This window comes from Thalassospira sp. MIT121401, from assembly GCF_047125595.1.
Lineage (GTDB): Bacteria > Pseudomonadota > Alphaproteobacteria > Rhodospirillales > Thalassospiraceae > Thalassospira > Thalassospira povalilytica.
This window is the reverse complement of record NZ_CP138926.1, coordinates 2,371,854-2,397,311: the sequence shown is the minus strand read 5'-3', so window position 1 is coordinate 2,397,311 and position 25,458 is coordinate 2,371,854. Positions and strand designations below refer to the sequence as shown.

Below are 25,458 nucleotides of genomic sequence, written 5' to 3'. Positions count from 1 at the left end.
ACTCTACGAAGGTAATTTCGTAACTCTGTTTGAACCCAAAGTTACGGTTTTTGGCGCATGCAACAATTCATGTTTGCGGGATGCAGCATCGCGCAAACTGCATGACATCGACATTTCATCTATATTTCTTCACCCGAAGGTTCAAACAAAAGGGGCCGCCCGAAGGCAGCCCCTGATATCGTGCGCACCGGACCGGGTTGCGGTCGGTTCGCGAAGATTGTTTCAAGACACTGGCGAACTTAGTAGCCCCAGACCTTTGCACGCTGCAACAGACCGGTTGCTTCGAATTCCTTGCCATAGCGCGCGCCCTTCTTGACGAGGTCAAGGTAGCTTGCGGCAATTCGGCCCGACAGGTCGTTCTTGGCGGCGATTTCATCAACCGCGGCCTTGGAATGTTCGGCCAGGGTCATGATGACATCATCGGGGAACTGACGCACTTCAACACCCTTGTCGATCAGCGGCTGATAGGACTGAAGGTTGTTGAAGGTAAAGTCGGCCAGGGTGTTTTCCGAAATCGCCTGTGCGGCATAACGGATGATTGCCTGCAGATTCGGTGACAGGGCATCGAACTTGTCCTTGCCGACAAAGATCTCAAGACCCGGTCCGGGTTCGTGGAAGGCCGGGGTATAGTAGAATTTGGCAACCTGATAGAGACCAAATGCCAGATCGTTCCAGGGGCCGACCCATTCGGCGGCGTCAATCGCGCCGGACTGCATCGACGGCATGATATCGCCGGGCGGCATCATGGTGACGTTGGCACCGGCACGGCGCATGGCTTCGCCGCCCAGACCGGCATAGCGCATTTTAAGGCCCTTAAGGTCATCAAGCGAATTGATTTCCTTGTTGAACCAGCCGCCAGCCTGCATGCCGGAGTTGCCCGCATAGAACGGCACAACATTGAATTCGGCATAGGCTTCTTCCCAAAGCTTCTGACCTTCGCCAAAGCGCAGCCAGGCCGAAAGTTCCCAGGCGGTCAGACCAAACGGAATGGTCGAGAAGAAGTTCAGGGCCGGGTTTTTACCCTGCCAGTAATAGGGCGTACCATGGGCCATTTCGACCACGCCCTGTTCGACCGCATCCATGCATTCGAACGGCGGGACGATCTCGCCACCACCGAACACACTGATATTCAGACGACCATTGGACATTTCCTTGACCATGGCGGCAAATTTTTCTGCATTGGTGCCAAGGCCCGGCGTCCCTTTTGGCCACGGCATCACCATGCGCCAATTCAGACTTTCCTGCGCGGAAACAATAGCCGGTGCCGCGACCGATGCGGCAACCGCACCCGCACCCAGACCGGCTCCTTTAAGGAACTGACGACGTTTCATTGGGATCCCCTTAGATTCTTGTGTTTTGGTGGTTTTTTGCGCGACCACCAGCCTGCGGAGGGGGATTTTCGCTAAAAGACGCGTCGGTTTCCACTATTTTTGCCAAAACGGGGAAATATTTTTTCCCCGACGTTACGGCATGCTGGCTTTATGCGAATGCCAGATACCGTCAATGATCGCTGTTCGGGCCGCAACCCTAGCCAAGGAAACGGTTATAATCGGCAATGAACTGATCCACCGTGCCGGCGCCAAGCGGGGTGTTGTAATATTGCTTCCAATAGGCTGCCAGCCCGTTCAGATCATTGGGATCGGACGGCAAGGCACCCGGGGCCCGATAATACCGGATGCGACACATCGCGGTTGCATAGGCAAGATTGGTGGCAAGCTGTGCGGATTTGTCGGGTTTGCCATCCGATCCGACCGGCTGTGCCGCCAGGAAACCATCAACCTTGGCCTTCAAAGCCGCACGGGTCGAATAATCCAGATAATTGACATAGCAATCATTCAGGGTTGCCGGTTCCATCTGATAGATGCCCAGTGCCGGACCGCCGCCAACCTGCTGGATATAGTCGCCCAGATGACTTTCATGGGCAGCGGTACCCATCAGAAGGTTTTCGGCCACATCGGGGGCCGGAAGATCAAGCACAGCCAAAACCGGCTGCACGATCAAAGTTCTCAGCTGATCCTTGTTAATCGGCACGGCGGCCTCCTGTTCATCTGTGGCTTACAGATGACACGACGCACTGCCCCAAAGGGTGTGACGATTTTTCCCGAAAATCTGCGACATGCCGAGGTAGTTCTACCCTTGCGAGCAAATCATCAATCCTAATGGATAGTTATTTTCGCAAATTGAAACCCAACCTAAAACCAAGATGCGCATAACAAATGCTGAGAGAGATCAACCTGCTATCGGGGAGAATGGCATGCATCCGGAACTAAAACGCCGTCTTGAATTCATCGGCTTTGACGAGAACAAGGTCAAACAGCTCAAACGGGCATGGCCGGTAATCGAAAAGAACCTTCCACCCATTCTGGACGAATTTTACAAAAAGGTGATGGGCCGACCGGAATTGGCAAAAATCGTCGGGGATCCGTCCAATATCAGCCGCCTCAAGGACGCCCAGCGCAAACACTGGGCCAAACTGTTCGAAGGGTCGTTTGATGACTCGTTTTATGAAGATGTCCGACGCATCGGCAAGGCCCATGAACGGATCGGGTTGACGCCGGAATCCTATGTGTCGGCCTATAATTTCATGCTTGGTGAAATATCGGCCCTGCTGTTCCGGCAGTTCCACCGCGATTCACAGGTTTCCCTGATGGTGGTCGCATCGATCAATGCGCTTCTGGTCGATGTCGAAATGGCGATCACGGTCTATTACGAGGAAACGCAAAACACCTATCACAACAAACTGCAACAGATGTCGCATGATTTCGAGGAAACCATCGGCACAGTCGTTGCCGCCGTCGCCTCATCGGCCGAGGACATGTCACACGCGTCCAATACGCTGATTTCCAGCATGACCGAAACCCAGGACGAGGTCCAAAGAGCCCGCGGGGCTGCCGAAATTTCCGCGGACAATGCCACCACCGTTGCCGGTGCGGCCGAAGAACTCGACAGTTCCATTCGTGAAATTTCCAGTCAGGTGTCGCGGGCATCGACCATTTCCAACGAGGTCGAACAATCCGTTCGGCGAACATCGGACACCATCGAAACACTGAACGCTGCGGCAGACCAGATTGGAACAGTCGTTGATCTGATTGACAAGATCGCAAGCCAGACCAACCTTCTGGCGCTGAATGCGACAATCGAAGCCGCCCGCGCCGGTGAAGCTGGCAAAGGTTTTGCGGTGGTCGCAAGCGAGGTCAAAAACCTTGCCAATCAGACCGCCAAGGCAACCGGCGACATCACCGAACAGATCAATGCCGTTCAACAAAGCACATCAGCAGCCGTCAGTGCCATTCAGACCGTGGCCGGACAAATCGGCACCATCGTTGAATCGGTAACGGCGATTTCGGCCGCAGTCGAACAACAGGCCGCCGCCACCACCGAAATCAGTGGCAATATCAATGCGGTATCCGCCGCCAATCAGGACGTGAATACCAGCCTTGAAACGGTCAATGGCACGGCAAGCAAGACAAGCTCGGTGGCGTCCCAGGTGTTTGAGGTGTCAAAAACCCTTAAGCAGAATTCCGAACGTTTGCGCAGTGATGTTGATGCCTTTGTGTCGCGTCTGACGGCGACGTCATGACTTTCTGACCGTTGATGCGCGGTCGTGCGGGTGCGGGAACGCCGGTTTCCGCACCCTTTTTTTTGCCTGACGGCTGACGGCCTGTGACCGGCACTACCCCGTCCTTTGCCGGATGATCCAGGCCCTAAGGAAAATAATATTCAAAATCATTCGCAATTGGATGGTTTCTTTGCTATGAAAATTTCCGGCTGTGTGGATGGTGCGCATCCTTAATGCGCGGGCCATGGCAACGGTTTTGGTGCTGATCAACCAAATGGTGAAGACGCAGCACCCTGCCCCGACACAGCCAGACAGATTGTCGCTTACATCATGCAACCTTCCAGAATGCAGAAACGATATGAAATTTAACCGTTTACTGAGTTTCGTTGCCGCCGCTGTCCTGTGCGCCACCACGGCCCGGGCTGGTGAAACCATTACCCTGACAGATGTTGCCGGACGCGAAGTTACCGTCGAAGTCCCGATCAAACACATGATCCTGGGCGAAGGTCGCTTTTTGCCATCGATCGGCATTCTGGATCCGGAAAACCCGGTGCGCTGGATCGCGGGCATGATGGGCGAATTCAAACAGCTTGATCCGGGCTCTTACGCCCAGTACGAAGCCAAATTTCCCGAAATCGACGACATTCCGTTGATTGGGCGCAGCGGTGAGGCAACCTTTTCGGTCGAAAAGGCACTGACGGTCGAACCCGATGTCGCGATCTTTGGCATGTCGGGCGGCCATGGGCCGGGATCAAAAAGCCATGAAATCCTGTCGGTTCTGGGGGCGGCCCATATCCCGGTCGTGATGATCGATTTCCGCAGCAAGCCGTTTGAAAACACGCCAAAAAGCATCCGCATTCTGGGTAAGCTGATGGGCAAGGAAGACCAGGCCGAAGCATTCGTAAAATTCTACGAAGAAAACCTGCACAAGGTGACCGACAAAACCGCACAGATCACTGACAAGCCCAGTGTCTTTCTTGAAAGCCGGGTTGGCCTGCAACAGAATTGCTGCGAGGCCATGGGCAATGAAATGATCGGCAAATTTGTCGAACTTGCCGGCGGCAACAATGTGTTTGGCGACGAAATCCCCGGTGTCATCGCACAGGTTTCGATCGAGCAGCTTCTTCTCAAGAACCCGGACTATTATGTGACGACCGCGGTTGGATCGGCCGGGCTTGATCCGGAACTCAATTCCAAACGCATTGTTCTTGGGGCATCGACCAGTGCCCAACAGGCCGCAGCGTCGCTTGCGCACAGCATGGAACGTACCGGCCTTTCGGAGCTTTCAGCGGTGAAAAGCGGCCATGTCTATTCCGTATGGCACCATGTCTATAACAACCCGATCAATGTCACGACGCTTCAGGCGATGGCAAAATGGTTCCATCCCGAAACCTTTGCCGATCTTGATCCGGACGCAACACTGAGAACCTTCTTTGAGCGTTTCCAGGCGGTTGATCTGAATGGTGTTTACTGGATTGGCCTTGATCAGGCGTCATCTTTGTAAACGCCATAAAACATCGGACCAAATGATGAAAGACCAGACCACCGGCGCAGCACATGCTGCGCCGTCGCTGTCACACCAGTATCGGGCATTCGTGTTCAAACGGATTTTCTGGCTGTGCATATTCCTGACTGCCCTGATTGTTTCCTTTGTTGCCAATGTGATCACCGGCCCGGCCATGCTGTCCTTTGTCGATGTGGTGACCGGCATCCTTGATCCCGAAACACTTTCCGGCGCCATGAAGGTGATCGTGTTTGACGTGCGCCTGCCCTTTGCGGTGCTGGCGATCCTGATCGGGGCGACACTGGGCCTTGCCGGGGCGGAATTGCAGACGGTGCTTAACAACCCGCTGGCCAGCCCGTCGACCCTTGGCATCATGCATGCCGCGACCCTTGGTGCATCGGTCGCCATTGTCTTTCAGCTTGACCAATACGGCCTGCCGGAAAACTACATTGTGCCGGTATTTGCCTTTGCCGGGGCGTTGTGCGCGATTTTCCTGATCCAGATGCTGGCGGGATTTTACGGGGCAACCATTGATACGGTCGTGCTGTTTGGCATTGCGCTGGTTTTCGCACTGGATGCGCTGGTGTCGCTTATCCAGTTTGTTGCCGATACCGACAGCCTGCAACAGATCGTTTTCTGGACCATGGGCAGCCTTGCACGCGCCAGCTGGGAAAAGATCGCGATTGTCGGCGTGGTGTTTCTGTGCTGTGTGCCATTCAGCATCCGCCATGTCTGGAAAATGACAGCCCTTCGTGGCGGCGAAGATTACGCCAAAAGCTATGGGGTTTCGGTTGAACGTTTGCGGATGCTGGTATTGCTGCGCGTCGGGGTTCTGACTGCGGTTGCCGTATCCTTTACCGGCGTGATCGGCTTTGTCGGGCTGGTCGGGCCGCATATTGCGCGCCTGGCCTTTGGCGAGGACCATCGTTACTACATCCCGGGCAGCATCCTTGCCGGGGCATTTATCCTGTCCTGTGCGTCCCTGGCCAGCAAATCGATTGTCCCGGGCATCATGATCCCCGATGGCATTGTCACGGCCCTGATCGGCATTCCGCTGTTCCTGGCCTTGCTGATTTCGCAAAAGCGTCGTGGATAAGGGGCCGATCATGATCAAACTTGATATCCGCGATCTTGTGATTGCCCATGGCAAAAACACCATCCTGTCCAACATCACGCTGGCCGATTTCGAACCGGGCAGCGTGATCGGCGTGCTTGGCCCCAATGGTGTTGGCAAATCAAGCTTCCTGCGATCGCTTGCGGGGCTTGCCCCCTATGGCGGATCGATCACCTATGACGGGGATGAAAACCGCAAGCTCAGCCATAATCAGCGCGCACGCAAGGTTGCCTATTTGCCGCAAACCTTGCCCCAGGCCACCAATCTTGTGGCTTATGAGGCGGTTATTTCGGCCTGTCGGGCGGTGCGCCATGATCTGACACGCGATCATGTGGAAACCCTGACCGAACGGGTTTTTGACCGTCTGAACATCCGCCATATCGCGTTTCAACCGCTTAGCCGCATGTCCGGTGGTCAGCGCCAGATGGTCGGGCTTGCCCAGATCATTGTCCGCGAACCCGACATCATGCTGCTTGATGAACCGACAAGCGCGCTTGATCTGCGCTGGCAGCTTGGGGTTCTTGATGTGGTGCGCACCCTTGTCAAAGACAAACAGGGACTGGCGCTGATTGCGCTGCATGACATCAATCTGGCGATGCGCCATTGCGACAGCCTGATCCTGTTTGGCGAAGGCGGTGTGTTGTCACATGGCGCCCCAAGACACGCCATGACACCCGAAATGCTGTCGCGTGCCTATCACGTCAGCGGGCGGCTTGAAACATGCTCGCACGGGTCACCATTCGTCATTGTCGACGGGCTCAACACCATAGAGGGACACCGATAAATGTTTACCACCAGGGGATCGGTCAAAACCGATAACGCCGCCAAATATCTTGTGCAGCTGTGCAAGCATTTCGCCCACAAGGTCACAGTCGATCTTGGTGAAACATCGGGCGATGTCGCCTTTCCGATGGGGCCATGCACCATCACGGCAACGGATGATGCCCTGATTTTCGATGGTCAGTCCGAAAAGGCCGAAGGCATCGAAAAGATGAAAGGCGTGATTATCGTCCATCTCGACAAATTCGCCTGGCGCGAGGCGCCGCTGGACTATCGGTGGGAAGACGGTCAGGCCTGATCTTCCTTTCCCTCACCTACCCCGTCACACGCTACACGCCACAGTGCGAAATAAAAAACGCCAGCCTTTCGGGGCTGGCGTTTTGCATTAGCGCAGATTGTAGACCACCGGCACGGTCAACATGATCTTGTCTTCGGTCATGGTGTCGGGGAATGGCGGGAATTGGCGTACCCGTTCAATCATCCGCTGTGTTTCGCGATCAAGCAGCTTCGATCCGCTTGATGACAGCACCCGGGTTTCAAGCACCGTTCCATCGCGTGCAATCACGATATAGATGCTGTTCTGACCTTCGATGCCGCGTCGCTTGGCCCGGTCGGGATATTCGCGATAGCGGTTCAGCATTTGCAGAACCGATGACTGGTAATCAACCATCGCGGCCTTGCTGGCGGCGCCGCCACCACTGCCATTCGATGCCGAGGCCGCCTGGCTTTGCGCGACTTCACCCACGGTGCCTTCGGACCGGCTTGAATTGGTCAGGCCGCTTGGCTGCATGACCGGTTCGGGCTTTTTCTGAACCGGTTCCGGTTTTTTCGGTGCTTCGACCTTGGTGACCGGCGGCTTGGGCTTCATCCGGACCGGAAGAACTTCGGCCAGTTCCTGAACCACAACCGGCTCAGGTTCCGGTTCGGGCTTGGGTTCGACGACTTCTTCGACGACGGGCTCGGGTTCCGGCTCAGGCTCGGGTTCGACAATTTCGGGTTCGGGCTCTGGTTCCGGCTCGACGATTTCTTCGGGTTCCTCGACCGGTTCTGGCTCGGGTTCCGGTTCAACGACCGGCTCCGGTTCCGGTTCGGGTTCAGGTTCGGTAACCTCGACCGGTTCTTCGGCAGCACGGCTTTCGACAGAATCCGCACTTTGTTCGTCAATTTCGGACTCACCACTGACGGCATGCCCGGCACCAAGCGAAATGCTGATGCTTTGGACCGATCCGGCACCGCCCCAACCCGATGGTTGCGGATCGGGCATGGCCAGAACAATTCCCCCGGCCAGAACAATACCGGTCAGCCCGGTTGCGATCAGGAAATCAACGCGTTTTGACATATCAATCCTGTCCCGCCTCGATTGCGGTCATCAGCTGTACCTTGTCAACGCCCAGTTCCTGCAACCGTTTGAGCAAGGCAACAACCTTGGCACCTTCGGTATCGCGGTCGGCACGGATTTCGACAGGACGACCGATATAATCAACCGGCAACATCGATGACAGGCGATCAAGGCCGCCCTTAAGATCATCAATCCCGATTTCACCCGACTTCCCGAACCACAGAACAATCGTATCTTCGGGGCGGGCTTCGGCAGTATGGCTTGCCGGCGGGTCGACTTCAAATGGGCCGAGCTTTTGCAGGCTTCCGGCAATCATGAAAAAGATCAGAAGCAGAAAGACGATATTGATCAAAGGCAACATCGGTTCCTGGACCGGGCCGTCCTCGGCGATCTGAATGCGGCGTTTCATTCGATGAACTCCACATCTGTAACCCCGCCGCGGCCAAGTGCATCCATCACATCCACCAGATGCTGAAGACTTGCACCATTGACCGGACGCAGACGCACGGGCGATCCGCCATAGTCGCTTTGCAATGCCGGGACAAGTCCCGACAGCGATACGGTTTCCCCGTTGATCGAAAGACCGCCATTGGCATCGACATTGACCGTTACCGGGCGTACGTCGCTTTGGCTTGTTGATCTGCCATCTGTGATGCTGACCGACATCTCGAAGCCCTTCCAGTCAAGGAAGCTTGATGCCAGCATGAAGAAAATCAGCAAAATGAAGACAACATCAATCAGCGGGGTCAGACCGATCATCGGTGATGAACCGCGATTACGTTCGCGCAATTGCATAGGCGTATTCCGGCGGATTGGGTTTATTCGGCTGCGTGGCGAAGTTCGGATACGTTGGACGCCCCCAGAGTGGCCCTGTGGGCCAGTTCGCCCCGGTTGACCACCATGGTGCAGACATCCTCCATCACCGCTGCTGCACGGCCGATAACGCCCTGCATCCACATATGGAATGCGGTTGCCGGGATCGCGACAACAAGACCGATCGCGGTTGTCAGCAACGCCAGCCAGATCCCGCCCGACAGGACAGACGGATCAATGCGGCTGCCCGCACCTTCCATTTTCTGGAAGGCCTCGATCATGCCCATCACGGTTCCAAGCAGGCCCAGAAGCGGGCTAAGGACCGCGATGGCCGACATGATGCGCAAACCGCCATTCAGGCTGTCGATTTCCTTGCGCGCACGTGCGGCAATAAGATCGGATGCGGCTTCGCGTTCATCAGCCGATGCCACAGACAGTGACAGGCCCGAAAGCCCGATACGTGCCGCCGGATGACGACGGCGCGCCAGAAGGTCTGCGGCCTGTGCTTCGTCGCCATCTGAAAGGTGGCGTTCGACATCACGCACAAACCCGTCGGCAAAGACACCGCGGCGCAAGAAACCAACCAGCTTGTAGAAGAACAGGACAAGCCCGATCAAAGCCATCGCTGCCAGCACCCAGCCGACAACCCCGGCCCGGTCAACCTGTTCGATCACCGGCAACCCGACAAAGGCATCGGTCATGGAATTGGCCTGGGTCGTTGCCGTTGTGTCCATCGGAAGTCCCGTAGCGGGATCAAGAATCACTGTACCATCACTGGACAGGGTTCCGGTCGCAGTTGCGTCAGGTGCAATTGCGCCATCGGATGCAAGCGGGCTTTGCGCATCATCAGATGCGGCCAACGGATTTACAGGTTCAGGCATTTAACTTTCCGATCAAATATACGATCAGCATCAGACGTCCTGCTCTGATGCATTTGAAACTGATTTGCATTCTTTACAGGAAATAGAATTGCGATGCAATCGCAACCAACAAAACATACAGCTTTTTCGTGCATGGCTGCTTTGCTTCGCGCCCGGGCGATCAGATATCGAAACAGACAGAACGGGAAAGTCGGACCACACCGGCAACGCGGGCGAAAATGCCTGATGGGGCAAACAAGTGCGGCGAAGACGTAAGTGATCCAAATGCCGGATATGCAAAACCCCCGGAACTTCTGGGTTCCAGGGGTTTTGAATTGGTGAGCCCGACAGGATTCGAACCTGTGGCCAACTGATTAAAAGTCAGTTGCTCTACCAACTGAGCTACGGGCCCTCAACGTTGGTGAGCGGCGTTTTAATGGGACTGGCGTCATCGGTCAACCCCCCTTTTTACGTGTTTTTGCACATCTGCCATGAATTCGCGCCAAAACCCCGGAAAACCCCGGTTTTGATCGTTTAAAAAAATGTCATGAATTGTCCGGATACCGGCCGACAGAAATCGGACCGCGCAGATGAAACGGATTTGATAAAGGGGGATGGGCAGATAAAGAAAAAGCCCCCGAAACCGGAAAGGTTTCAGGGGCTTATTGGTGAGCCCGACAGGATTCGAACCTGTGGCCAACTGATTAAAAGTCAGTTGCTCTACCAACTGAGCTACGGGCCCTCAACGTTGGTGAAGCGCGTTTTAATGGGAGAGCACGCGCTGGTCAACACCTGTTTTCCATATTTTTCCTCTTTTTCTGCTTTCGCGCCCTAAAACGCGAAAGCCGCCCCACAAAGGGACGGCTTTCGGTTGCAAATGATCGGTTTGCGCGATTATTGCGCGTCTGCAGCAACCTGCATTTTGACAATCACGTCCGGATCGGCAACCGACCCGTTGGCCCAGGGGGCACCTTTTTTGATCATGTCGACATATTCCATGCCTTCGGTCACCTGACCCCAGATGGTGTATTGGCCATCCAGATGCGGTGCATCGGCAAAGCAGATGAAGAATTGCGAATCAGCACTGTTCGGATTGGCCGAACGGGCCATGGAAACGGTGCCGCGACCATGATGTTCCTTGGAGAATTCGGCATCAAGTTTCTGACCCGATCCGCCGGTACCATTGCCCTTGGGGTCGCCGGTCTGCGCCATGAAGCCTTCGATCACACGATGGAACTTCAGACCATCATAGAACCCCTCGCGGGTCAGTTCCTTGATGCGGGCAACATGTTTCGGCGCAAGGTCCGGGCGAAGCTGAATAACAACGCGGCCATCTTTCAGATCAAGATAAAGCGTGTTTTCCAAATCCTGCGCGACAGCGTCGTTTCCATTGGACATGGTTACAATTCCTAGTACGAGAGCAATTATTGAGAATAGACGAAAAAGACGCATGGCCTGCGTTATTCCTTTTCTTCTGCCAGCTTTTCATGCAAGCGCTTAAGCACGTTGGCCGGCACAAATTCACTTACATTACCACCCAGCCGGGCGATTTCCTTGACGAAGCGCGACGAAACAAACTGCTGTTTGTCGGACGCCATCAAAAACACGGTTTCGACTTCCGGTGACAGCCGGGCATTCATGCCCGCCATCTGGAATTCATATTCAAAATCCGACACCGCGCGAAGACCGCGGATGATCGTGCTTGAACCGTTTTCTTTGGCGAAATCCATCAGAAGCGAAGAAAATGGCTTAACTGAGGTGCGCGCGGCAACTTCGCCGCCCGCCGCTTTCAGGGCCTCTTCGACCAGTTTGCAGCGTTCATCAACGCCGAACATCGGACCTTTGCCGGCGTTGATCGCAACGCCGACAATAAGCTGGTCCACAATCCGGGTCGCACGACGAATAATATCCATATGCCCCTGGGTCACCGGGTCGAATGTGCCCGGATAAATCCCGATGCGCGATATGGTAGAAGACGTTTCAGTCATCGAATTTCCAATTATTCGTCGCTTTCGGTGCCATCAGTTGCCGGTGCATCATCACCCGCATCACTGGCACTGGTTTCTGCGGTGTCGGTTGATGCGTCATCGGTGTTTTCAACACCATCCACATCGCCCTCTTCACCTTCTTCGTCACCGCCAAGGTTTGACAGTCGTTCAACCGCGACGACCTGTTCGTCATCGGCAGTCCGGAACAATGTCACACCCTGTGTCTTGCGGCCGGCGATACGGATGTCGTGGGTCGGCATACGGATGACCTTGCCACCATTGGTGACCATCATCAGTTCGTCGCCTTCTTCGATGACGAAGGATGCAGCAACATTACCGTTACGTTCGGACATCTCGATATTGGCAAAGCCCTGCCCGCCACGACCGGTTACACGATATTCATAGGCAGACGTGCGCTTGCCATAGCCGTTTTCGGTCACGGACAGGATCAGCTGATCACCAGCAAGAATTTCCTGATAGCGTTCAGCACTGAGCACTTCGAGCGGAAGATTGTCTTCGGTGATTTCCTCGCGACGCAGTTTGCCTGCGATCGAAAGGTATTCATCACGTTCTTCCATGGTGACATGGTTGCCAAACAGGACCGACATCGCGATGACCGAATCTTCGTCCGCCAGGCGAATACCGCGCACACCAACCGAATTACGGCCAGTAAAGACGCGGACATCCCCGACACGGAAGCGAATGCATTTGCCCATTCGCGTGGTCAGAAGAATATCGTCATCATCGGTACAGGTCTGAACCGCGATCAGTTTGTCACCACGATCTTCTTCAAGCTTCATGGCGATCTTGCCGTTGGATTTCACATTCACGAAATCGGCAAGGCTGTTACGGCGGACATTCCCGGTCGAGGTGGCAAACATCACATGCAGGTTCGGCCACTCTTCCTCGTCGGGAAGCGGCAGGACCGTGGTGATATATTCGCCTTCGGACAGCGGCAGCAGGTTCACAAGGGCCTTGCCGCGCGATTGCGGGGTACCGACCGGCAGACGCCAGACCTTCATCTTATAGACCATGCCCTCGGAGCTGAAGAACAGAACCGGGGTATGGGTATTGGCCACGAACAGCTTGGAAACGAAATCTTCCTCGCGGGTGGCCATGCCCGAACGGCCTTTGCCACCGCGACGCTGCGCGCGATAGGTCGACAGCGGAACACGCTGGATATAGCCGCTGTGCGACACGGTGACGACCATGTCTTCGCGGGCAATCAGATCTTCGATGTCATGTTCGAATTCTGCTTCCTGAATTTCGCTGCGACGCGGGTCGGCGAATTCATTGCGCATTTCGCTCAGTTCGTCCTTGAGAATCGTAAGCTTGCGCTCGCGCGAGGCCAGGATATCAAGGAAGTCTTTGATCTTTCCACCCAACTCGGTCAATTCGCCCGCGATCTTGTCGCGTTCGAGACCGGTCAGGCGATGCAGACGCAGTTCAAGGATTGCACGGGCCTGTGCTTCGGACAGGCGATACATGCCATCCGATGACCCGATCTGGTTCGGATCGGCGATCAGTTCGATCAACGGAACAATATCGCCCGCCGCCCAGTCACGCGCCATAAGCTGTTCACGGGCGATCGTCGGATCGGCTGCATTGCGGATCAGCTTGATGACTTCGTCAATGTTGGAAACGGCAATCCCCAGACCAACCACAACATGGGCACGTTCACGCGCCTTTTTGAGAAGATGGATGGTCCGACGGGTAATGACTTCTTCGCGGAATTCGACAAAGGCCTGAATGATGTCTTTCAGGTTCATCAGTTCCGGCTTGCCACGGTTCAACGCCAGCATATTGACGCCAAACGACGTCTGAAGGGCGGTAAAGCGGAACAACTGGTTCAGGACAACGTCGGAATTCGCATCACGTTTGAGTTCGATCACCATCCGGACACCGGAACGGTCCGACTCATCACGCAGATCAGAAATGCCTTCGAGTTTCTTGTCACGTACCAGTTCGGCGATCTTTTCCATCAGGGTCGCCTTGTTCACCTGATAGGGAACTTCGGTAACGATGATCGCTTCGCGGTTGGCACGGATTTCCTCGACATGGGTGCGTGCGCGCATGACGACCGACCCGCGGCCGGTCTTGAATGCCGAATGGATGCCCGAACGCCCCAGAATAAGGCCACCGGTCGGGAAGTCCGGCCCATGGACAAATTCCATCAGCCCTTCGACGGTGATGTCGGGATTGTCGACATAGGCCATGCAGCCATCAATGACTTCGCCAAGGTTATGGGGCGGAATATTGGTCGCCATACCAACGGCGATACCGCCCGCACCATTGACCAGCATGTTCGGAAAACGTGCCGGGATAACAGACGGTTCCTTGGTGGTTTCGTCATAGTTATCGCGAAAATCAATCGTGTCTTTATCGATATCATCAAGCAGGAAATGGGCTGCCTTGGCCATGCGGGCTTCGGTGTAACGCATGGCGGCGGCCTTGTCGCCATCCATGGAACCAAAGTTCCCCTGCCCGTCAATCAGCGGCAGACGCATGGAGAAGTTCTGGGCCATACGGACCATCGCGTCGTAAATCGCGCTGTCACCATGCGGGTGGTATTTACCCATCACGTCCCCGACCACACGGGCCGATTTGCGGAACGGCTTGTTATATTCGAAACCGTTTTCGTGCATGGCGTACAGAATACGACGATGCACAGGTTTCAAACCGTCCCGGACGTCAGGCAGCGCACGGCTAACAATCACGCTCATTGCGTAATCAAGGTAGCTGCGGCGCATTTCTTGTTCGATGGAAACCGGGAAAATATCGCGGCTCTCGGAATTGGTCTCTTGGGTGGACAAAGGCCGTGACCTCTTAAACGCTTGATCAGAAATGATTCAATCGGCGTGACATGCACCTGTTTTCAAGCACATGCCGGACCAGAAAGGCGGAAAGTATCAGGTTTGTCGCCCACAAACAATATTGACAAATCCCGACATTCCACGTTGGGCGATAAAGTTCGGCTTTTATCGCGATTTTGTGTTTTTTCTACGGATTAGACTTGCTTTTTTCACGATCGGGACTGTCAAGAACTGGCGCGATCGGATCGCCTTTGACACCATCATCGCCTGGATGCTTTGCCGTGCGGCCAAATCGCAATTGCGATGCGGCAATCCCGCATAAAATGATCACCAGTGCCACCAGCGCATTGGGCTGGGGCACTTCGCCCAGCACGACAAAACTGATCAGAACCCCGACTGCCGGCACCAGATAATTGTTAAACACCAGGAAACTCGCCCCGGCCACCGCAATCAGATGCAGGATCATGAACATGGCAATCCCGGTCGGGAACATCCCCAGATACATGATCGATATCGCCGCCCCAAGGTCCCATTCCATGGTCCATGGCCGATCAATGATCAGGGCAAAGGGCATCAGCATGAGGGCTGCGAAACTCAGGATCACGGCGGTCGACCCGATGCGCGGCTGATCGCGCAGATTGCGTGCGACCAGCGACGAAATCGCATATCCGACCGCAGCCACCAGAATGGCCAACTGAAACAGGAATTCGCCCCCCAGCCCCGAAAGCGTTTCCGGACCGACCAGAACAATCACGCCAATGGTGCCCATGATCACCCCGATCACCTTGCCCAGTGTCAGCTTTTCATCATGGGTAAAGAAATGCGCCAGAACCACGGTGGTCAGCGGCACGGTCGACATCAGAATGGCCGCAAGCCCCGCATCAACGCGAATTTCACCATAACTGATCAGAAAGAACGGAATGGCATTGCCAACAAGGGCAACCATGAATGTCGATATCCAGGCCCGCCGCCCGCGCGGCATGTCGGATTTGCGGATCAGGGCAAAACACCACAAGACAAGGGCCGCAAATGTCAGCCGCCCGCCCGCCACCACCAGCGGGGAATAGGCATGAACCCCGATCTTAATAAAGGTGAACGAACTGCCCCAAATCATCGCCAGCAGCAACAGCAAGCCATATTCACGAATTCCCGGACGTGTCATGTTCCCAGCCTATTTTCGCCATAGTTTTTGGGCTTTATCACGGTTGTGATCAAACCGGCATCCAGCGTTAGAGGCCAAATACCAAAGAATCAAGAAAATAGAACCCCGACAGCCCAAAGGCTGGCGCGATTGCCCCTTCATGGGACCACGCATAGGGACCCAAACCGGCCGGGCCCGAACCACCCGGCCAAGACAGCAAAGCCACCACTGAAAAACATCAACCCAACAGGATAGAACCAGAACACCCGGCCCTGTCCGGACCATACAGCCAAAAGATGCAGATTTCCGGGTTTTATACGGTCAGCAAGGTACGGATTTTTGATTGCCAGTACCCGGTGATTTTCACCGAACACCAAGGCAGATCAATGCAGCAAACCAGCAAAAGTGGAAAAAAGTAAAATCGGCGCAAGTTTTTTGTTACGAATGATTTGCAATAGCACTACATTACGCGCAACAAAAAGACCAGGATACGAGATGATGAGTTACGTTGATCAGGAATTGTCGATTGAAGACATGCTTGCCGACCCGATCGTGCAGACATTAATGCGCTATGACGGCATTTCTGCCAGTGACGTTCGTCACACGATCGAGCAGGTAAATCAAAATCGCGCCCAAAAGGCCGAGGCGGCCCTGCCCGGGACGCACCATCACAACCGGTTGCACTGGGGTGCCCCCCATGCCAACACCAGCCGCCTGCGCCACAACGCGGCCTGATCGTGCCGGCCTTGCCACCGGGCGCCATCAAGCGCGCCCGGAGATCTGATCATGATCGTTGGGCAATCGGCACGCCGGAATTGCCGCACCTTTGTCAGGATTGCGGTGCGTTCAGCGCCCAGTCATATTCATCGTCGGAAACATCAAACCCGCCGATATGATCAAGCTGTGCGGTCAGCTCAGGCCCGGCAAAGGTCAGAAGATGGGCGACAAATTGCGCATCCCCCGCCCCGAAGTCATCCCGATACCAATCATACAGACTTGAAATCACAAAGCCGCCATCGCCGTCACTATGGATGGCGCGCGCATGGTTGATAAAACCGCGCGCGGCCTGATCAAGCTGGCTTTCGATCCGTTTGGCATCATAGGCATCGCGCGCCAGCGCCGGACAGCCGACCGATGCACAATTGACCGCATAGTGAATGCGCGCATCCTGCCAGATCGGGCGCAGGATCCGGTGTTCGATATCATCAAGTGACAAGGTCCGCCCTTCGATACGGACAAGCTTTTTGCCCCATGGACCCGATGCGAACAGGCCCGGCGAAATGTCGATATCGCGGATCGATGCCACCGGATAATGGTCAAGCACCACCTTCACGGTCAGCGCATTATAAAGATTGATCCAGTATGCCATCTGCTCGGCCCGGTTAAGGCGACTGACCGATATATCGACCATCTGGTCTATATAATGTGCAACCGCATAAATCCCGTTTGCGCGCTCCGACAAGGCACGCCGGTAATCAAATGTGGTCACCCCGGCTTCGGGCTGATCCACAAACCGGTCAAGAACCCCCTGCCATTCCGAATGATCGACCATGATCGTGCTTTGCGGATCGTAAACCTGCCAGTCCGGCCACAGATCGGCCTTTGGCGCGGCCTTGACCGCCCCCGGCATCGCAAGCATCACCATGACAACAAGCACAGGCGCAAGGCTGGCCAGACCACGCCATCCGGGCAACCCGGGCAAACTGCCGCGTCGAACCAGACGCCACAGGCCGCACAGGTCGCAAAGACGGCAAAGACGGCAAAGACCGGAAACAAATGGCAAAAGGGGCAAAGAACGCATAACCGCAAAACCGTTTCGTCAGTGATACAGGATCAGGCAAGCGCCTGTCGGCTTTTGGAACAGCTTACAGTGTAACCCGTTTCAGCACGTCACAGCCTCATCAAACCGGCGTGATCACGGGAACCTGCTTTATGTACTTTTAACCCCAAGTTGGGTTACACTATCACCCATGATACAGGCAGGTGCAATACAGGTCATCCCCGGGAGTGGTGGGCAACTTGGCCAGATTATTGCCACACGCGCCCTGCCCGGCTCCGGGAGCCAGCCGCCGACCAGCGGGTCGGGCGGAACGGGCGCGTCTGCGCCGCAAACCATGCCAGCCGCCGTCGCCCTTGTACCACTTGCCAGCAACACCCCCGCGCCCAACCCGTCACAAGCCGGATCGAACACCCTGTCACGTTCGGGGCTGTCCGGTTCCCTCGGATCGACGGCGGGGACCGCCAGCAGCCCGGAACCCGCGCAGCCATCACCCCCGCCCTCAACCGCGCCGGTCAACCGGGCCGCATCGGTGATCACGATCATTCAGCAACTTGATCCCCGCGATATTGCGGGCGAACAAACGGCCGGGGAAACAGACACAAGAAGCCCGACCGAACGTCAGCAACAGGAACGCGAAGACACCCCGAAAAGCGCCCGGCAACCCACCGCCAACCCGGCCCTTCTGACCGCAAGCGAACGCGAAATCGTCCAGCAGCTTCGCGCCCGCGACGCCACCGTCAGAACCGAGGAAGAAAGTCACCAGGCCCTTGCCGGGGCAAATGCCGGCATGATCACCTATAGCTATACCGCCGGACCTGACGGGCGGCTTTATGCCACCGGCGGCAAGGTCAGCATTCGCCCGCTTCAGGGGCTGGACGGTATCGCCGCCATCGCCAATCAGGCCGCGATATCGCGCGCGGCATCGGTACCGGGAAGCTCGGCGGCCGACTTCAATGTCGCCAAGGGCGCATCAATGAATATATCGGCGATGATCGCATCACAGGCCAGTGCCGCAGCCGAAAGCTATCGCATAACCCTTGGCCTCAATGCCGCGCCAAGCAAGATTGATCTCAGCGGTTAAAATTACTCTTGAACATCCTCTTCCTGAGCAGATTCAGGTCCTTTAAGCAACTTGGTTTCGCCAAAACCGAGTTCTCGATTGACGTCATTCTCTTTCTTTGCTTTTCCAAAAAGAGCAGCAACTCTCTCCATCAACTTCACTGCGGGTTCCAAGCTTTCCGCCCCTTCTCCAACCGCAGCTGTTATCTCAATAAATGCACTTGTGAAGCGAGTTAATCCCGAGCGGCTCTTATCAATTTCAGTGCTAAGCTCATTCAGCTTTCTGAGGATATTTTCTCGCTGACGTTCTTCCAAAGCGACGGCTTGCAGCACTCTGCGAATTTTCAGCAAATAATTATGAATTTGACCCCGATAATCTTCGGAAAGCTCAACCTTCTCACTGAACTCATCGGCATCTCGCCTAAACGAAGAAAAACGTAACTTGGCGCAATAGTAATCTATTTGGTGATCAAACCATTCAAAATACAGTTTGAAGTCTTCCGCACGCTGCGGGGGAGCAGATTCTGCAACATCCCAATCCAGTTCAAACGCATCAATAAATCCCCTGAGCTGTGCAACATAGCGCTTCTCAGCTGACCAGTTATCAGAACTCCTAGTCTCCTCGAGTTCTTGCCGGGCAGCTCTAACGACATCATAGACTGCGATACGCATATCGCTCGACAATTGACCAAGGAATTGATCACTAAACATTCAACTAACGCCCCTAACCGCCTCCAAAACGCTATCGGAAGTGTATTGAATTAAAAGCATCAATTAAAGGTCTAACTACAACCCTAACTATTGTTACTTGCGGTAATGCCAGAAAATATCAAAGCCCGGATTGAACACCGTGACCGGACCGTCGCCGGTTTCGATCTTGGCGGGGAATTTCGCCGGTTCCGCGCGTTTTTCCAGCGTGATCTGATCACCGTTTAGCGGCAGACCATAGAATTGCGGCCCGTTGATCGAGGCAAAGGCTTCAAGCTTGTCAAGCGCGCCTTCCTGCTCGAACACATGGGCAAGAAGCTGCACGGTGTTGTTGGCGGTAAAGATACCGGCACAGCCGCACGGGCTTTCCTTGCGATCATCGGTATGCGGCGCGGAATCCGTGCCCAGGAAGAAACGCGCATCACCCGACGTTGCCGCCGCCCGCAGGGCCAAACGGTGCTTTTCACGCTTGGCAACCGGCAGGCAATACATATGCGGATGAATGCCGCCGACCAGAATGGCATTGCGGTTGATGATCAGGTGATGCGTCGTGATGGTCGCGCCCAGGTTTTTGTCATTGGCTTTGACATATTCAACGCCGTCTTCGGTGGTGATGTGTTCCATCACCACACGCAGTTCCGGCAGACGCTTGCGCAGCGGATCAAGAACCCGGTCGATAAACACCGCTTCGCGATCAAAGATATCAATATCCGCATCGGTGACTTCGCCGTGCACACAAAGCGGAATACCAAGCTCTGCCATCCGCTCAAGCGCCGGCATCGCATTATCGAAATTGCGCACCCCGCTGTCGGAATTGGTGGTTGCACCGGCCGGATACAGCTTCAAGGCGGTGATCACACCGGCCTTATATCCTTCCTCGATATCATCGGGATTGGTGCCCTCGGTCAGATACAGGGTCATCAGCGGGGTGAAATCATGACCTTGCGGAATGGCTGCGGTGATGCGATCGCGATAGGCCACGGCATCAGCAGTCTTGACCACCGGCGGCACCAGGTTCGGCATAATGATCGCACGGGCAAAATGCTCCGACGTCTCGCCAATCACACCTTTGAGCATCTCACCATCACGCAGATGCAAATGCCAGTCATCCGGACGGCGAAGGGTAATGCGATGTGTCGACATGTGGCGATCTCCTGGCAACCGTTAAGCCCCGTTTGGGAAGTATGGAGCGTTACCTAGCAGATTGGCACGGAGTTGGGAACAACTGTGCTATGCCTAGAGGGACAAAACATTGAACGGGTCAATTTTTTTCTTGGTATCACCCAAGCATATCTGAACGGAGAATTCCCCCAAGACACAAGCACGAGCAAAACTAGGAGCAATTTCACCTGATGCCAGTTCAAACCGATTTCCACCAGACAAAATCAGCCATTCCATTTGCCAGGCACCGCGCCCATTAACATCTACCTCGACTGGCATATAGGTGGCTTTGTCATCTACGATAATCGGAACGCTATCGTGATCTAGAGCAGTAAAACGGGAGATTCTCGACAGTTTCTCTGCATCGAAACTCCATTCGCACCCCAACTCCAACACTTGTGCGTTAGTAACATTAACATGTCGTCGAACTCGGCGAGGATCATCCTCAAAAATAACGCTGCAACCAGATTGCGAACCAGTCAGGCTAACCCCCAACATTTTTTTTCCGTCGCGCTCACGGATGAATAGTCGTCCAGGATTGAGGTCGGACATCGCTATATAACGCACTTGATCAATGTTCACTTCACCCTCGCCCCAATAAATCATAGGTTGATACTCAGTTTTGTATCACGCGAGAAAAGGAGACAAAAGTGCGGAAGAATAAAGTGTCAGGTATGTTATCTCAGTCTTTTCGCGAACGGCGGGTGATAGATTTTGAACCGACCACCCTCAGCCTGCTTTGCGATGAAAAAAAGGGGACGGAGGCCAATTTATTTCTCACACCCCAGCCATCAGACCAGTGACCGCACCGGGCCTTCAAGCAGGTCCATCAAGTCCTCAAAATATCCGCCTGATCGAGCGGGCGACGTCGGGTCTGAGGTAATCGCCACTGCGAGGTTCTTTTCCGGATGTGCCGCGATGATCTGGCCGCCATAGCCGCGGGCGATAATGAAGCCACTACGGCTGAGGAACCAGCCATAGCCATAATCAAGGCCCGAATAAGGGGATCGGGTGCGGGGCTCGGTTGATTGGTCGATCCAGTCGGCCGGAATGATCTGATCGCTATCGAACCGGCCCTGATCGCGCATGAGCGCCCCGATGCGCAACATCGCACGCGGCGTCAGCGCCATCTCGTTTCCGCCGAAATAATAGCCTTGCGGATCGCGTGTCCAGGCCGGAATCTCAATACCAAGCGGCTGACCAAGCACCGCGCGCGCCTGTTCCAGCAGGCTTTTCCCAGTCGCAACCATCAGCACCGCACCAAGAATATGGGTTGTGCCGGTCGAATAGATCATGCGCCCGCCCGGTGTCGCAACCATGGGGCGGCGCAGTGCAAAGGAAACCCAGTTGTCCGAATTGACCCAGGCGCCGTAGTTCCGCCCCGAGGTTCCTTCAAGCCCGGCCCGGAGTGTGACCAGATCCTCGATGGTGATGTCTTCCACACCGGGGGTCGCATCCGACGGAATGATAGAGGGTGCAATTTCGCCGATGGTTGCATCGACCGAGGGGATCGCTCCTTGCGCAATTGCGCTTCCCGTCAAAAGACCGATGATGCTTTTTGAGCAGGACTTGATATTCGCAACCCGATCCAGTCCCGGCCCGCGCGGTGCTTCGGCAACGATGACCTCCTCGCCACGTTGGACCATGATGGCATGAAGCTGGGGCATGTTCGCAATTCGCGAACGGATGTCGGACGGTGTTTGGGAGAAGGCACGGCCGACAAAGGGAACGGCCACCGCCCCCAGAAGGGTCGCGGCAAAGGCACGGCGGGTCAGCATCGGTTGTGGCCTGTCGCTTGGCATATCCATCAGTCCTTGGAAATCGGGATCATTCGCTATACGCAGTCCATTTGACCATGGACTGCACCGTGCGACTTCCCGGCCATCGACCCGGAAGTTAAATTCCTTATTGGCAATCAATTCGTCAGGAATGTGACATCCAACCACAATGGGACAGGATCGTGTCGTACCGGAAATCCGTCCTGAAACGCGAAAAGGCCAGGCATTTCTGCCTGACCTTTTCACATGGGGCGAGTGATGGGACTTGAACCCACGGCCCCCAGAGCCACAATCTGGTGCTCTAACCACCTGAGCTACACCCGCCATCGTGTGGCGCGGTTTATATGGCCCGTGGCCCCCAACGTCAAGCGCATATTTTCACTTTTTTCCGCTGATTTTTCCCAAGCCCTTCAAAGCGCCGAATTTTGCGGGCTTGGGCGATGTGGTGGTGGTTTGGCTGGTGAATTCTTCATACAAATTCGCCGACCTACCCGTCTGAACATCTTGCATGTCGGGCCACATGCCTTAATTAATCGGGGTCACGAACTGAACCGCAAAACAGCGTGCAAAACCATGCATATATGTATTTGCGGATTGCCGGCACCCGATGGTTGATCTTGGGGCAACCGGCCACAAAACAGAAAAACAGACGGAGTATCGGAATGAAGTGGGGCGTTATCAGCACCGCCAAGATCGGCACGGAAAAGGTCATTCCGGCCATGCAGGAAAGCGACAAGCTTGAAATTCTGGCGATTGCCGGACGCGATCTTGAAAAGACCCGCGAGGTCGCCGAAAATTTGCGTATTCCGCGCGCCTATGGCTCCTATGAGGAGCTTCTGGCCGACCCGTCAATCGAGGCGGTTTACAATCCCCTGCCCAACCATCTTCATGTCGAATGGACGATCAAGGCGCTGGAAGCAGGCAAACATGTCCTGTGCGAGAAGCCGATCGGCCTTGATACCGAAGATGCCAAGCGCCTGATTGCTGCGCGCGACAAAAGCGGCAAACAGGTTCTCGAAGCCTTTATGGTGCGTCATCATCCGCAATGGCTGGAAGCCCGCAAGATCGTTGAAAGCGGTCAGATCGGCCAGCTGACCGCGGTGCAAAGCATCTTTACCTATTTCAATGCCGACCCGAACAATGTGCGCAACAAAAAGGACATTGGCGGCGGCGGGTTGCTTGATATCGGCTGTTATTGCGTTGTCGGCCCGCGCTTTGTCACGGCAAAGGAGCCGGTCCGCGTTGTGTCGCTGATGGACAAGGACCCGAAATTCGGCACCGACCGGCTTGTATCGGGGATGCTTGATTTCGGTTCGGGCCTGCAGGCAAGCTTTGTCTGCGGCACCCAGTCCGCCGCGGTTCAGCGCGTGCATATTCTGGGTTCTGAGGGCCGGATCGAAATCCTGATGCCGTTCAACCCGATCCCGGAAAACCCGGCAATCATCCGGGTTGGCGGACAGAAACAGCCGGGCTTTGACGAAGCACGCGAAATCAAATTCCCGGTCTGCAATCACTATACCCTGCAAGGGGAATCGGCGACCGCGATCTTTGCGGGTGAAAGCCCGGTCGATTATCCGATCGAAGATGCGATCATGAATATGCAGATCCTGGATGCCCTTGCCCGTTCGGCCAAGACCGGCAGTTGGGAAATGGTCAAATCCTGATCAGCAGGTATCGACCTTCTTAAATGACAAAGGGCGCAAGCAGATGCTTGCGCCCTTTGTGTATCGGCATATCCGGCACCAGCCGGATCACGGCACGGCAATCCTATTTGGCAAAGGCCTTTTTCATGCGGTCGATGGCATCCTGCATCTTTGTTTCTTCCTTGCAGAAGCAGAACCGCACGAAATGGCGCACGCCGCCATCTTCGCCCTGATAGAAGGCCGACACCGGGATGGCGACCACGCCGGCTTCCTTGATCATGATCTGACAGAATTCGACATCATCACAATCATAGCCAAGCGGGCGGAAATCACAGGTGATGAAATAGGTCCCCTGGGAATCCAGGACATCAAACCCGACTTCCTTGAGTCCCTTCATCAGGAAATCACGCTTGGCCTGCATTTCGGCGGTGAAGGTTTCGAAATATTCGTCATCCTTGTTCAGCCCATAGGCCACACCATGCTGAAGCCCCGGCGGCACGGTAAAGACAAGGAACTGGTGCGCCTTTTTGATCGGCTCCATCAGTTTGGCACAGGCCGTGACATAACCGATCTTCCAGCCGGTCAGCGAGAATGTCTTGCCCGCCGATCCGATCCGCACGGTGCGATCATGCATGCCCGGGAAAGTCATCAGCGGTTTGTGTTTGCGGCCATCAAAGACCAGATGTTCATACACCTCGTCACACAGCGCGATGACGTCATGCTTGATGCACAGATCTGCAACAAATTGCAGTTCGTCGTCGCTATAAACCTTGGAACAGGGATTCTGCGGCGAGTTGATCAGGATCAGCTTGGTCTTTTCGCTGAAGGCGGCGGCCAGTTCTTCGCGCGGCAATTCCCAGTGCGGCGGGGTCACGCGCACCAGTTTGGGAATACCGCCGGCCAGCTTCACCATCGGAAGGTAGCTGTCATAAAGCGGTTCGATCAGAATGACTTCATCACCCGGGGCCACCAGACCAAGGATCACGTCAGCCAGCCCCTCGGTCGCGCCGACTGCAACCAGCACTTCTGTTTTCGGATCCACATCGATGCCATAGAACCGTTTATTGTGATCGGCAACGGCCTGAAGCAATTCGGGCACCCCGGCAAGCGGCGGATACTGGTTGGACAGTTCCATGGTTGCCTTGGCGGCGGCTTCGCGGATATCGGCCGGGCCGTCGGTATCGGGTGCACCCTGCCCCAGATTGATGGCCTGATGTTTCTGGGCCAGTTCGTTCATCACTTCAAAGATCGTAATACCGCCCGAAGCAAAAAGCGGGTTGCCGACAAATTCGGTCATGAGGCGTCCTTTATATTATATGCGTTCGCCGGATGGTGGCGTCCGGTTGCAGCCCGGCCCGATCAGGCCATTTTATGGGTCATCCGTGCCGTACTATAATCGCCCAAAGGCAAATTGTTCG

General features: G+C 55.3%; 24 protein-coding genes and 3 tRNA genes. 8 read left to right on the top strand and 19 right to left on the bottom strand.

All coding sequences use genetic code 11. From position 1 onward, the window contains the following. Positions 1-239: 239 nt before the first annotated feature. Together SIB88_RS11005 and SIB88_RS11000 are read right to left on the bottom strand one after the other, a co-directional pair. The gene (locus SIB88_RS11005; RefSeq protein WP_412558068.1) at positions 240-1,331 is read right to left on the bottom strand and encodes a TRAP transporter substrate-binding protein; all 1,092 of its coding nucleotides are present in this window, start codon (positions 1,329-1,331) and stop codon (positions 240-242) included. A 196-nt stretch (positions 1,332-1,527) separates the two neighbouring features. Further along, the gene (locus SIB88_RS11000) at positions 1,528-2,031 is read right to left on the bottom strand and encodes a hypothetical protein (protein WP_068520058.1); all 504 of its coding nucleotides are present in this window, start codon (positions 2,029-2,031) and stop codon (positions 1,528-1,530) included. Positions 2,032-2,254: 223 nt separating this feature from the next. Between SIB88_RS11000 and SIB88_RS10995 the strand changes: the two genes are divergently transcribed. From SIB88_RS10995 to SIB88_RS10975, 5 genes are all read left to right on the top strand, one after another. Then, complete coding sequence (locus SIB88_RS10995) at positions 2,255-3,580, top strand: protoglobin domain-containing protein (RefSeq protein ID WP_412558067.1); 1,326 nt, start codon at positions 2,255-2,257, stop codon at positions 3,578-3,580. Positions 3,581-3,917: 337 nt separating this feature from the next. Continuing rightward, positions 3,918-5,063, top strand: a complete 1,146-nt coding sequence (locus SIB88_RS10990) for an ABC transporter substrate-binding protein (protein WP_250283918.1) — start codon at positions 3,918-3,920, stop codon at positions 5,061-5,063. A 25-nt stretch (positions 5,064-5,088) separates the two neighbouring features. Then, on the top strand, positions 5,089-6,159 hold the full coding sequence (locus SIB88_RS10985; protein WP_170310269.1) for a FecCD family ABC transporter permease: 1,071 nt from the start codon (positions 5,089-5,091) through the stop codon (positions 6,157-6,159). Positions 6,160-6,169: 10 nt separating this feature from the next. Further along, positions 6,170-6,961, top strand: coding sequence for an ABC transporter ATP-binding protein (locus SIB88_RS10980; protein WP_412558066.1), 792 nt, complete (start codon positions 6,170-6,172; stop codon positions 6,959-6,961). Further along, complete coding sequence (locus tag SIB88_RS10975) at positions 6,962-7,255, top strand: DUF2218 domain-containing protein (RefSeq protein WP_114114366.1); 294 nt, start codon at positions 6,962-6,964, stop codon at positions 7,253-7,255. 87 nt (positions 7,256-7,342) lie between these two features. On the opposite strand, the gene SIB88_RS10970 is transcribed toward SIB88_RS10975, so the two are convergent. From SIB88_RS10970 to SIB88_RS10925, 10 genes are all read right to left on the bottom strand, one after another. Further along, entirely contained in the window at positions 7,343-8,296 is a 954-nt protein-coding gene (locus SIB88_RS10970; protein WP_101247620.1) for an energy transducer TonB, read from the bottom strand. A 1-nt stretch (position 8,297) separates the two neighbouring features. Further along, complete coding sequence (locus SIB88_RS10965) at positions 8,298-8,705, bottom strand: ExbD/TolR family protein (RefSeq protein ID WP_068520066.1); 408 nt, start codon at positions 8,703-8,705, stop codon at positions 8,298-8,300. Next, positions 8,702-9,091: an ExbD/TolR family protein gene (locus SIB88_RS10960; RefSeq protein WP_068520070.1), complete on the bottom strand. Its 390-nt coding sequence runs from the start codon at positions 9,089-9,091 to the stop codon at positions 8,702-8,704. The genes SIB88_RS10965 and SIB88_RS10960 overlap by 4 nt, the downstream gene beginning before the upstream one ends. 23 nt (positions 9,092-9,114) lie before the next feature. Next, positions 9,115-9,990: a MotA/TolQ/ExbB proton channel family protein gene (locus SIB88_RS10955; RefSeq protein ID WP_412558065.1), complete on the bottom strand. Its 876-nt coding sequence runs from the start codon at positions 9,988-9,990 to the stop codon at positions 9,115-9,117. A 315-nt stretch (positions 9,991-10,305) separates the two neighbouring features. Then, a tRNA-Lys gene (locus SIB88_RS10950) sits at positions 10,306-10,381 on the bottom strand. Between the two features lie 254 nt (positions 10,382-10,635). Continuing rightward, a tRNA-Lys gene (locus tag SIB88_RS10945) sits at positions 10,636-10,711 on the bottom strand. Positions 10,712-10,863: 152 nt separating this feature from the next. Next, a complete protein-coding gene (locus SIB88_RS10940; RefSeq protein WP_068518488.1) occupies positions 10,864-11,367 on the bottom strand; it encodes a peptidylprolyl isomerase in 504 nt (167 codons plus the stop codon). Between the two features lie 62 nt (positions 11,368-11,429). Continuing rightward, positions 11,430-11,957, bottom strand: coding sequence for a pantetheine-phosphate adenylyltransferase (coaD, locus tag SIB88_RS10935; RefSeq protein WP_068518489.1), 528 nt, complete (start codon positions 11,955-11,957; stop codon positions 11,430-11,432). 11 nt (positions 11,958-11,968) lie between these two features. After that, positions 11,969-14,770 (bottom strand): DNA gyrase subunit A, encoded by a 2,802-nt coding sequence (gene gyrA, locus SIB88_RS10930; RefSeq protein WP_412558064.1) that lies wholly within the window; start codon positions 14,768-14,770, stop codon positions 11,969-11,971. Between the two features lie 187 nt (positions 14,771-14,957). Continuing rightward, positions 14,958-15,932, bottom strand: coding sequence for a DMT family transporter (locus SIB88_RS10925; protein WP_412558063.1), 975 nt, complete (start codon positions 15,930-15,932; stop codon positions 14,958-14,960). 474 nt (positions 15,933-16,406) lie between these two features. On the opposite strand from SIB88_RS10925, the gene SIB88_RS10920 reads away from it, so the two are divergent. Then, positions 16,407-16,646: a hypothetical protein gene (locus tag SIB88_RS10920; RefSeq protein WP_147250651.1), complete on the top strand. Its 240-nt coding sequence runs from the start codon at positions 16,407-16,409 to the stop codon at positions 16,644-16,646. Between the two features lie 94 nt (positions 16,647-16,740). Here SIB88_RS10920 and SIB88_RS10915 read toward each other — a convergent pair whose 3' ends face one another. After that, entirely contained in the window at positions 16,741-17,712 is a 972-nt protein-coding gene (locus SIB88_RS10915; protein WP_412558062.1) for a DUF547 domain-containing protein, read from the bottom strand. A gap of 169 nt (positions 17,713-17,881) precedes the next feature. Here SIB88_RS10915 and SIB88_RS10910 point away from each other — a divergent pair, with 169 nt between their 5' ends. Further along, positions 17,882-18,772, top strand: a complete 891-nt coding sequence (locus SIB88_RS10910) for a putative metalloprotease CJM1_0395 family protein (RefSeq protein ID WP_412558061.1) — start codon at positions 17,882-17,884, stop codon at positions 18,770-18,772. Positions 18,773-18,774: 2 nt separating this feature from the next. Here the strand turns inward: SIB88_RS10910 and SIB88_RS10905 are convergent, their stop codons facing one another. From SIB88_RS10905 to SIB88_RS10885, 5 genes are all read right to left on the bottom strand, one after another. After that, on the bottom strand, positions 18,775-19,461 hold the full coding sequence (locus SIB88_RS10905; RefSeq protein WP_412558060.1) for a hypothetical protein: 687 nt from the start codon (positions 19,459-19,461) through the stop codon (positions 18,775-18,777). Between the two features lie 93 nt (positions 19,462-19,554). Further along, a complete protein-coding gene (gene pyrC, locus SIB88_RS10900; protein ID WP_412558059.1) occupies positions 19,555-20,601 on the bottom strand; it encodes a dihydroorotase in 1,047 nt (348 codons plus the stop codon). Positions 20,602-20,694: 93 nt separating this feature from the next. Continuing rightward, positions 20,695-21,225, bottom strand: a complete 531-nt coding sequence (locus SIB88_RS10895; protein WP_412558058.1) for a hypothetical protein — start codon at positions 21,223-21,225, stop codon at positions 20,695-20,697. 185 nt (positions 21,226-21,410) lie between these two features. Next, on the bottom strand, positions 21,411-22,421 hold the full coding sequence (locus tag SIB88_RS10890) for a serine hydrolase domain-containing protein (protein WP_412558057.1): 1,011 nt from the start codon (positions 22,419-22,421) through the stop codon (positions 21,411-21,413). Between the two features lie 223 nt (positions 22,422-22,644). Further along, a tRNA-His gene (locus SIB88_RS10885) sits at positions 22,645-22,721 on the bottom strand. A 338-nt stretch (positions 22,722-23,059) separates the two neighbouring features. On the opposite strand from SIB88_RS10885, the gene SIB88_RS10880 reads away from it, so the two are divergent. After that, positions 23,060-24,061, top strand: coding sequence for a Gfo/Idh/MocA family protein (locus SIB88_RS10880; protein WP_101247631.1), 1,002 nt, complete (start codon positions 23,060-23,062; stop codon positions 24,059-24,061). Positions 24,062-24,164: 103 nt separating this feature from the next. On the opposite strand, the gene SIB88_RS10875 is transcribed toward SIB88_RS10880, so the two are convergent. Then, positions 24,165-25,337 carry an aminotransferase gene (locus SIB88_RS10875; protein WP_068518497.1) on the bottom strand — a complete coding sequence of 391 codons (1,173 nt, stop codon included), beginning with the start codon at positions 25,335-25,337 and terminating at the stop codon, positions 24,165-24,167. Positions 25,338-25,458 lie beyond the last annotated feature (121 nt).

Excerpts from the sequence above, each read along its gene's own strand:
- SIB88_RS11005 (WP_412558068.1), bottom strand. The coding sequence starts at position 1,331 with ATGAAACGTCGTCAGTTCCTTAAAGGAGCCGGTCTGGGTGCGGGTGCG.
- SIB88_RS10995 (WP_412558067.1), top strand. The coding sequence starts at position 2,255 with ATGCATCCGGAACTAAAACGCCGTCTTGAATTCATCGGCTTTGACGAG.
- SIB88_RS10990 (WP_250283918.1), top strand. The coding sequence starts at position 3,918 with ATGAAATTTAACCGTTTACTGAGTTTCGTTGCCGCCGCTGTCCTGTGC.
- SIB88_RS10985 (WP_170310269.1), top strand. The coding sequence starts at position 5,089 with ATGAAAGACCAGACCACCGGCGCAGCACATGCTGCGCCGTCGCTGTCA.
- SIB88_RS10980 (WP_412558066.1), top strand. The coding sequence starts at position 6,170 with ATGATCAAACTTGATATCCGCGATCTTGTGATTGCCCATGGCAAAAAC.
- SIB88_RS10975 (WP_114114366.1), top strand. The coding sequence starts at position 6,962 with ATGTTTACCACCAGGGGATCGGTCAAAACCGATAACGCCGCCAAATAT.
- SIB88_RS10970 (WP_101247620.1), bottom strand. The coding sequence starts at position 8,296 with ATGTCAAAACGCGTTGATTTCCTGATCGCAACCGGGCTGACCGGTATT.
- SIB88_RS10965 (WP_068520066.1), bottom strand. The coding sequence starts at position 8,705 with ATGAAACGCCGCATTCAGATCGCCGAGGACGGCCCGGTCCAGGAACCG.
- SIB88_RS10960 (WP_068520070.1), bottom strand. The coding sequence starts at position 9,091 with ATGCAATTGCGCGAACGTAATCGCGGTTCATCACCGATGATCGGTCTG.
- SIB88_RS10955 (WP_412558065.1), bottom strand. The coding sequence starts at position 9,990 with ATGCCTGAACCTGTAAATCCGTTGGCCGCATCTGATGATGCGCAAAGC.
- SIB88_RS10940 (WP_068518488.1), bottom strand. The coding sequence starts at position 11,367 with ATGTCCAATGGAAACGACGCTGTCGCGCAGGATTTGGAAAACACGCTT.
- coaD (WP_068518489.1), bottom strand. The coding sequence starts at position 11,957 with ATGACTGAAACGTCTTCTACCATATCGCGCATCGGGATTTATCCGGGC.
- SIB88_RS10925 (WP_412558063.1), bottom strand. The coding sequence starts at position 15,932 with ATGACACGTCCGGGAATTCGTGAATATGGCTTGCTGTTGCTGCTGGCG.
- SIB88_RS10920 (WP_147250651.1), top strand. The coding sequence starts at position 16,407 with ATGATGAGTTACGTTGATCAGGAATTGTCGATTGAAGACATGCTTGCC.
- SIB88_RS10915 (WP_412558062.1), bottom strand. The coding sequence starts at position 17,712 with ATGCGTTCTTTGCCCCTTTTGCCATTTGTTTCCGGTCTTTGCCGTCTT.
- SIB88_RS10910 (WP_412558061.1), top strand. The coding sequence starts at position 17,882 with ATGATACAGGCAGGTGCAATACAGGTCATCCCCGGGAGTGGTGGGCAA.
- SIB88_RS10905 (WP_412558060.1), bottom strand. The coding sequence starts at position 19,461 with ATGTTTAGTGATCAATTCCTTGGTCAATTGTCGAGCGATATGCGTATC.
- pyrC (WP_412558059.1), bottom strand. The coding sequence starts at position 20,601 with ATGTCGACACATCGCATTACCCTTCGCCGTCCGGATGACTGGCATTTG.
- SIB88_RS10895 (WP_412558058.1), bottom strand. The coding sequence starts at position 21,225 with ATGATTTATTGGGGCGAGGGTGAAGTGAACATTGATCAAGTGCGTTAT.
- SIB88_RS10890 (WP_412558057.1), bottom strand. The coding sequence starts at position 22,421 with ATGCCAAGCGACAGGCCACAACCGATGCTGACCCGCCGTGCCTTTGCC.
- SIB88_RS10880 (WP_101247631.1), top strand. The coding sequence starts at position 23,060 with ATGAAGTGGGGCGTTATCAGCACCGCCAAGATCGGCACGGAAAAGGTC.
- SIB88_RS10875 (WP_068518497.1), bottom strand. The coding sequence starts at position 25,337 with ATGACCGAATTTGTCGGCAACCCGCTTTTTGCTTCGGGCGGTATTACG.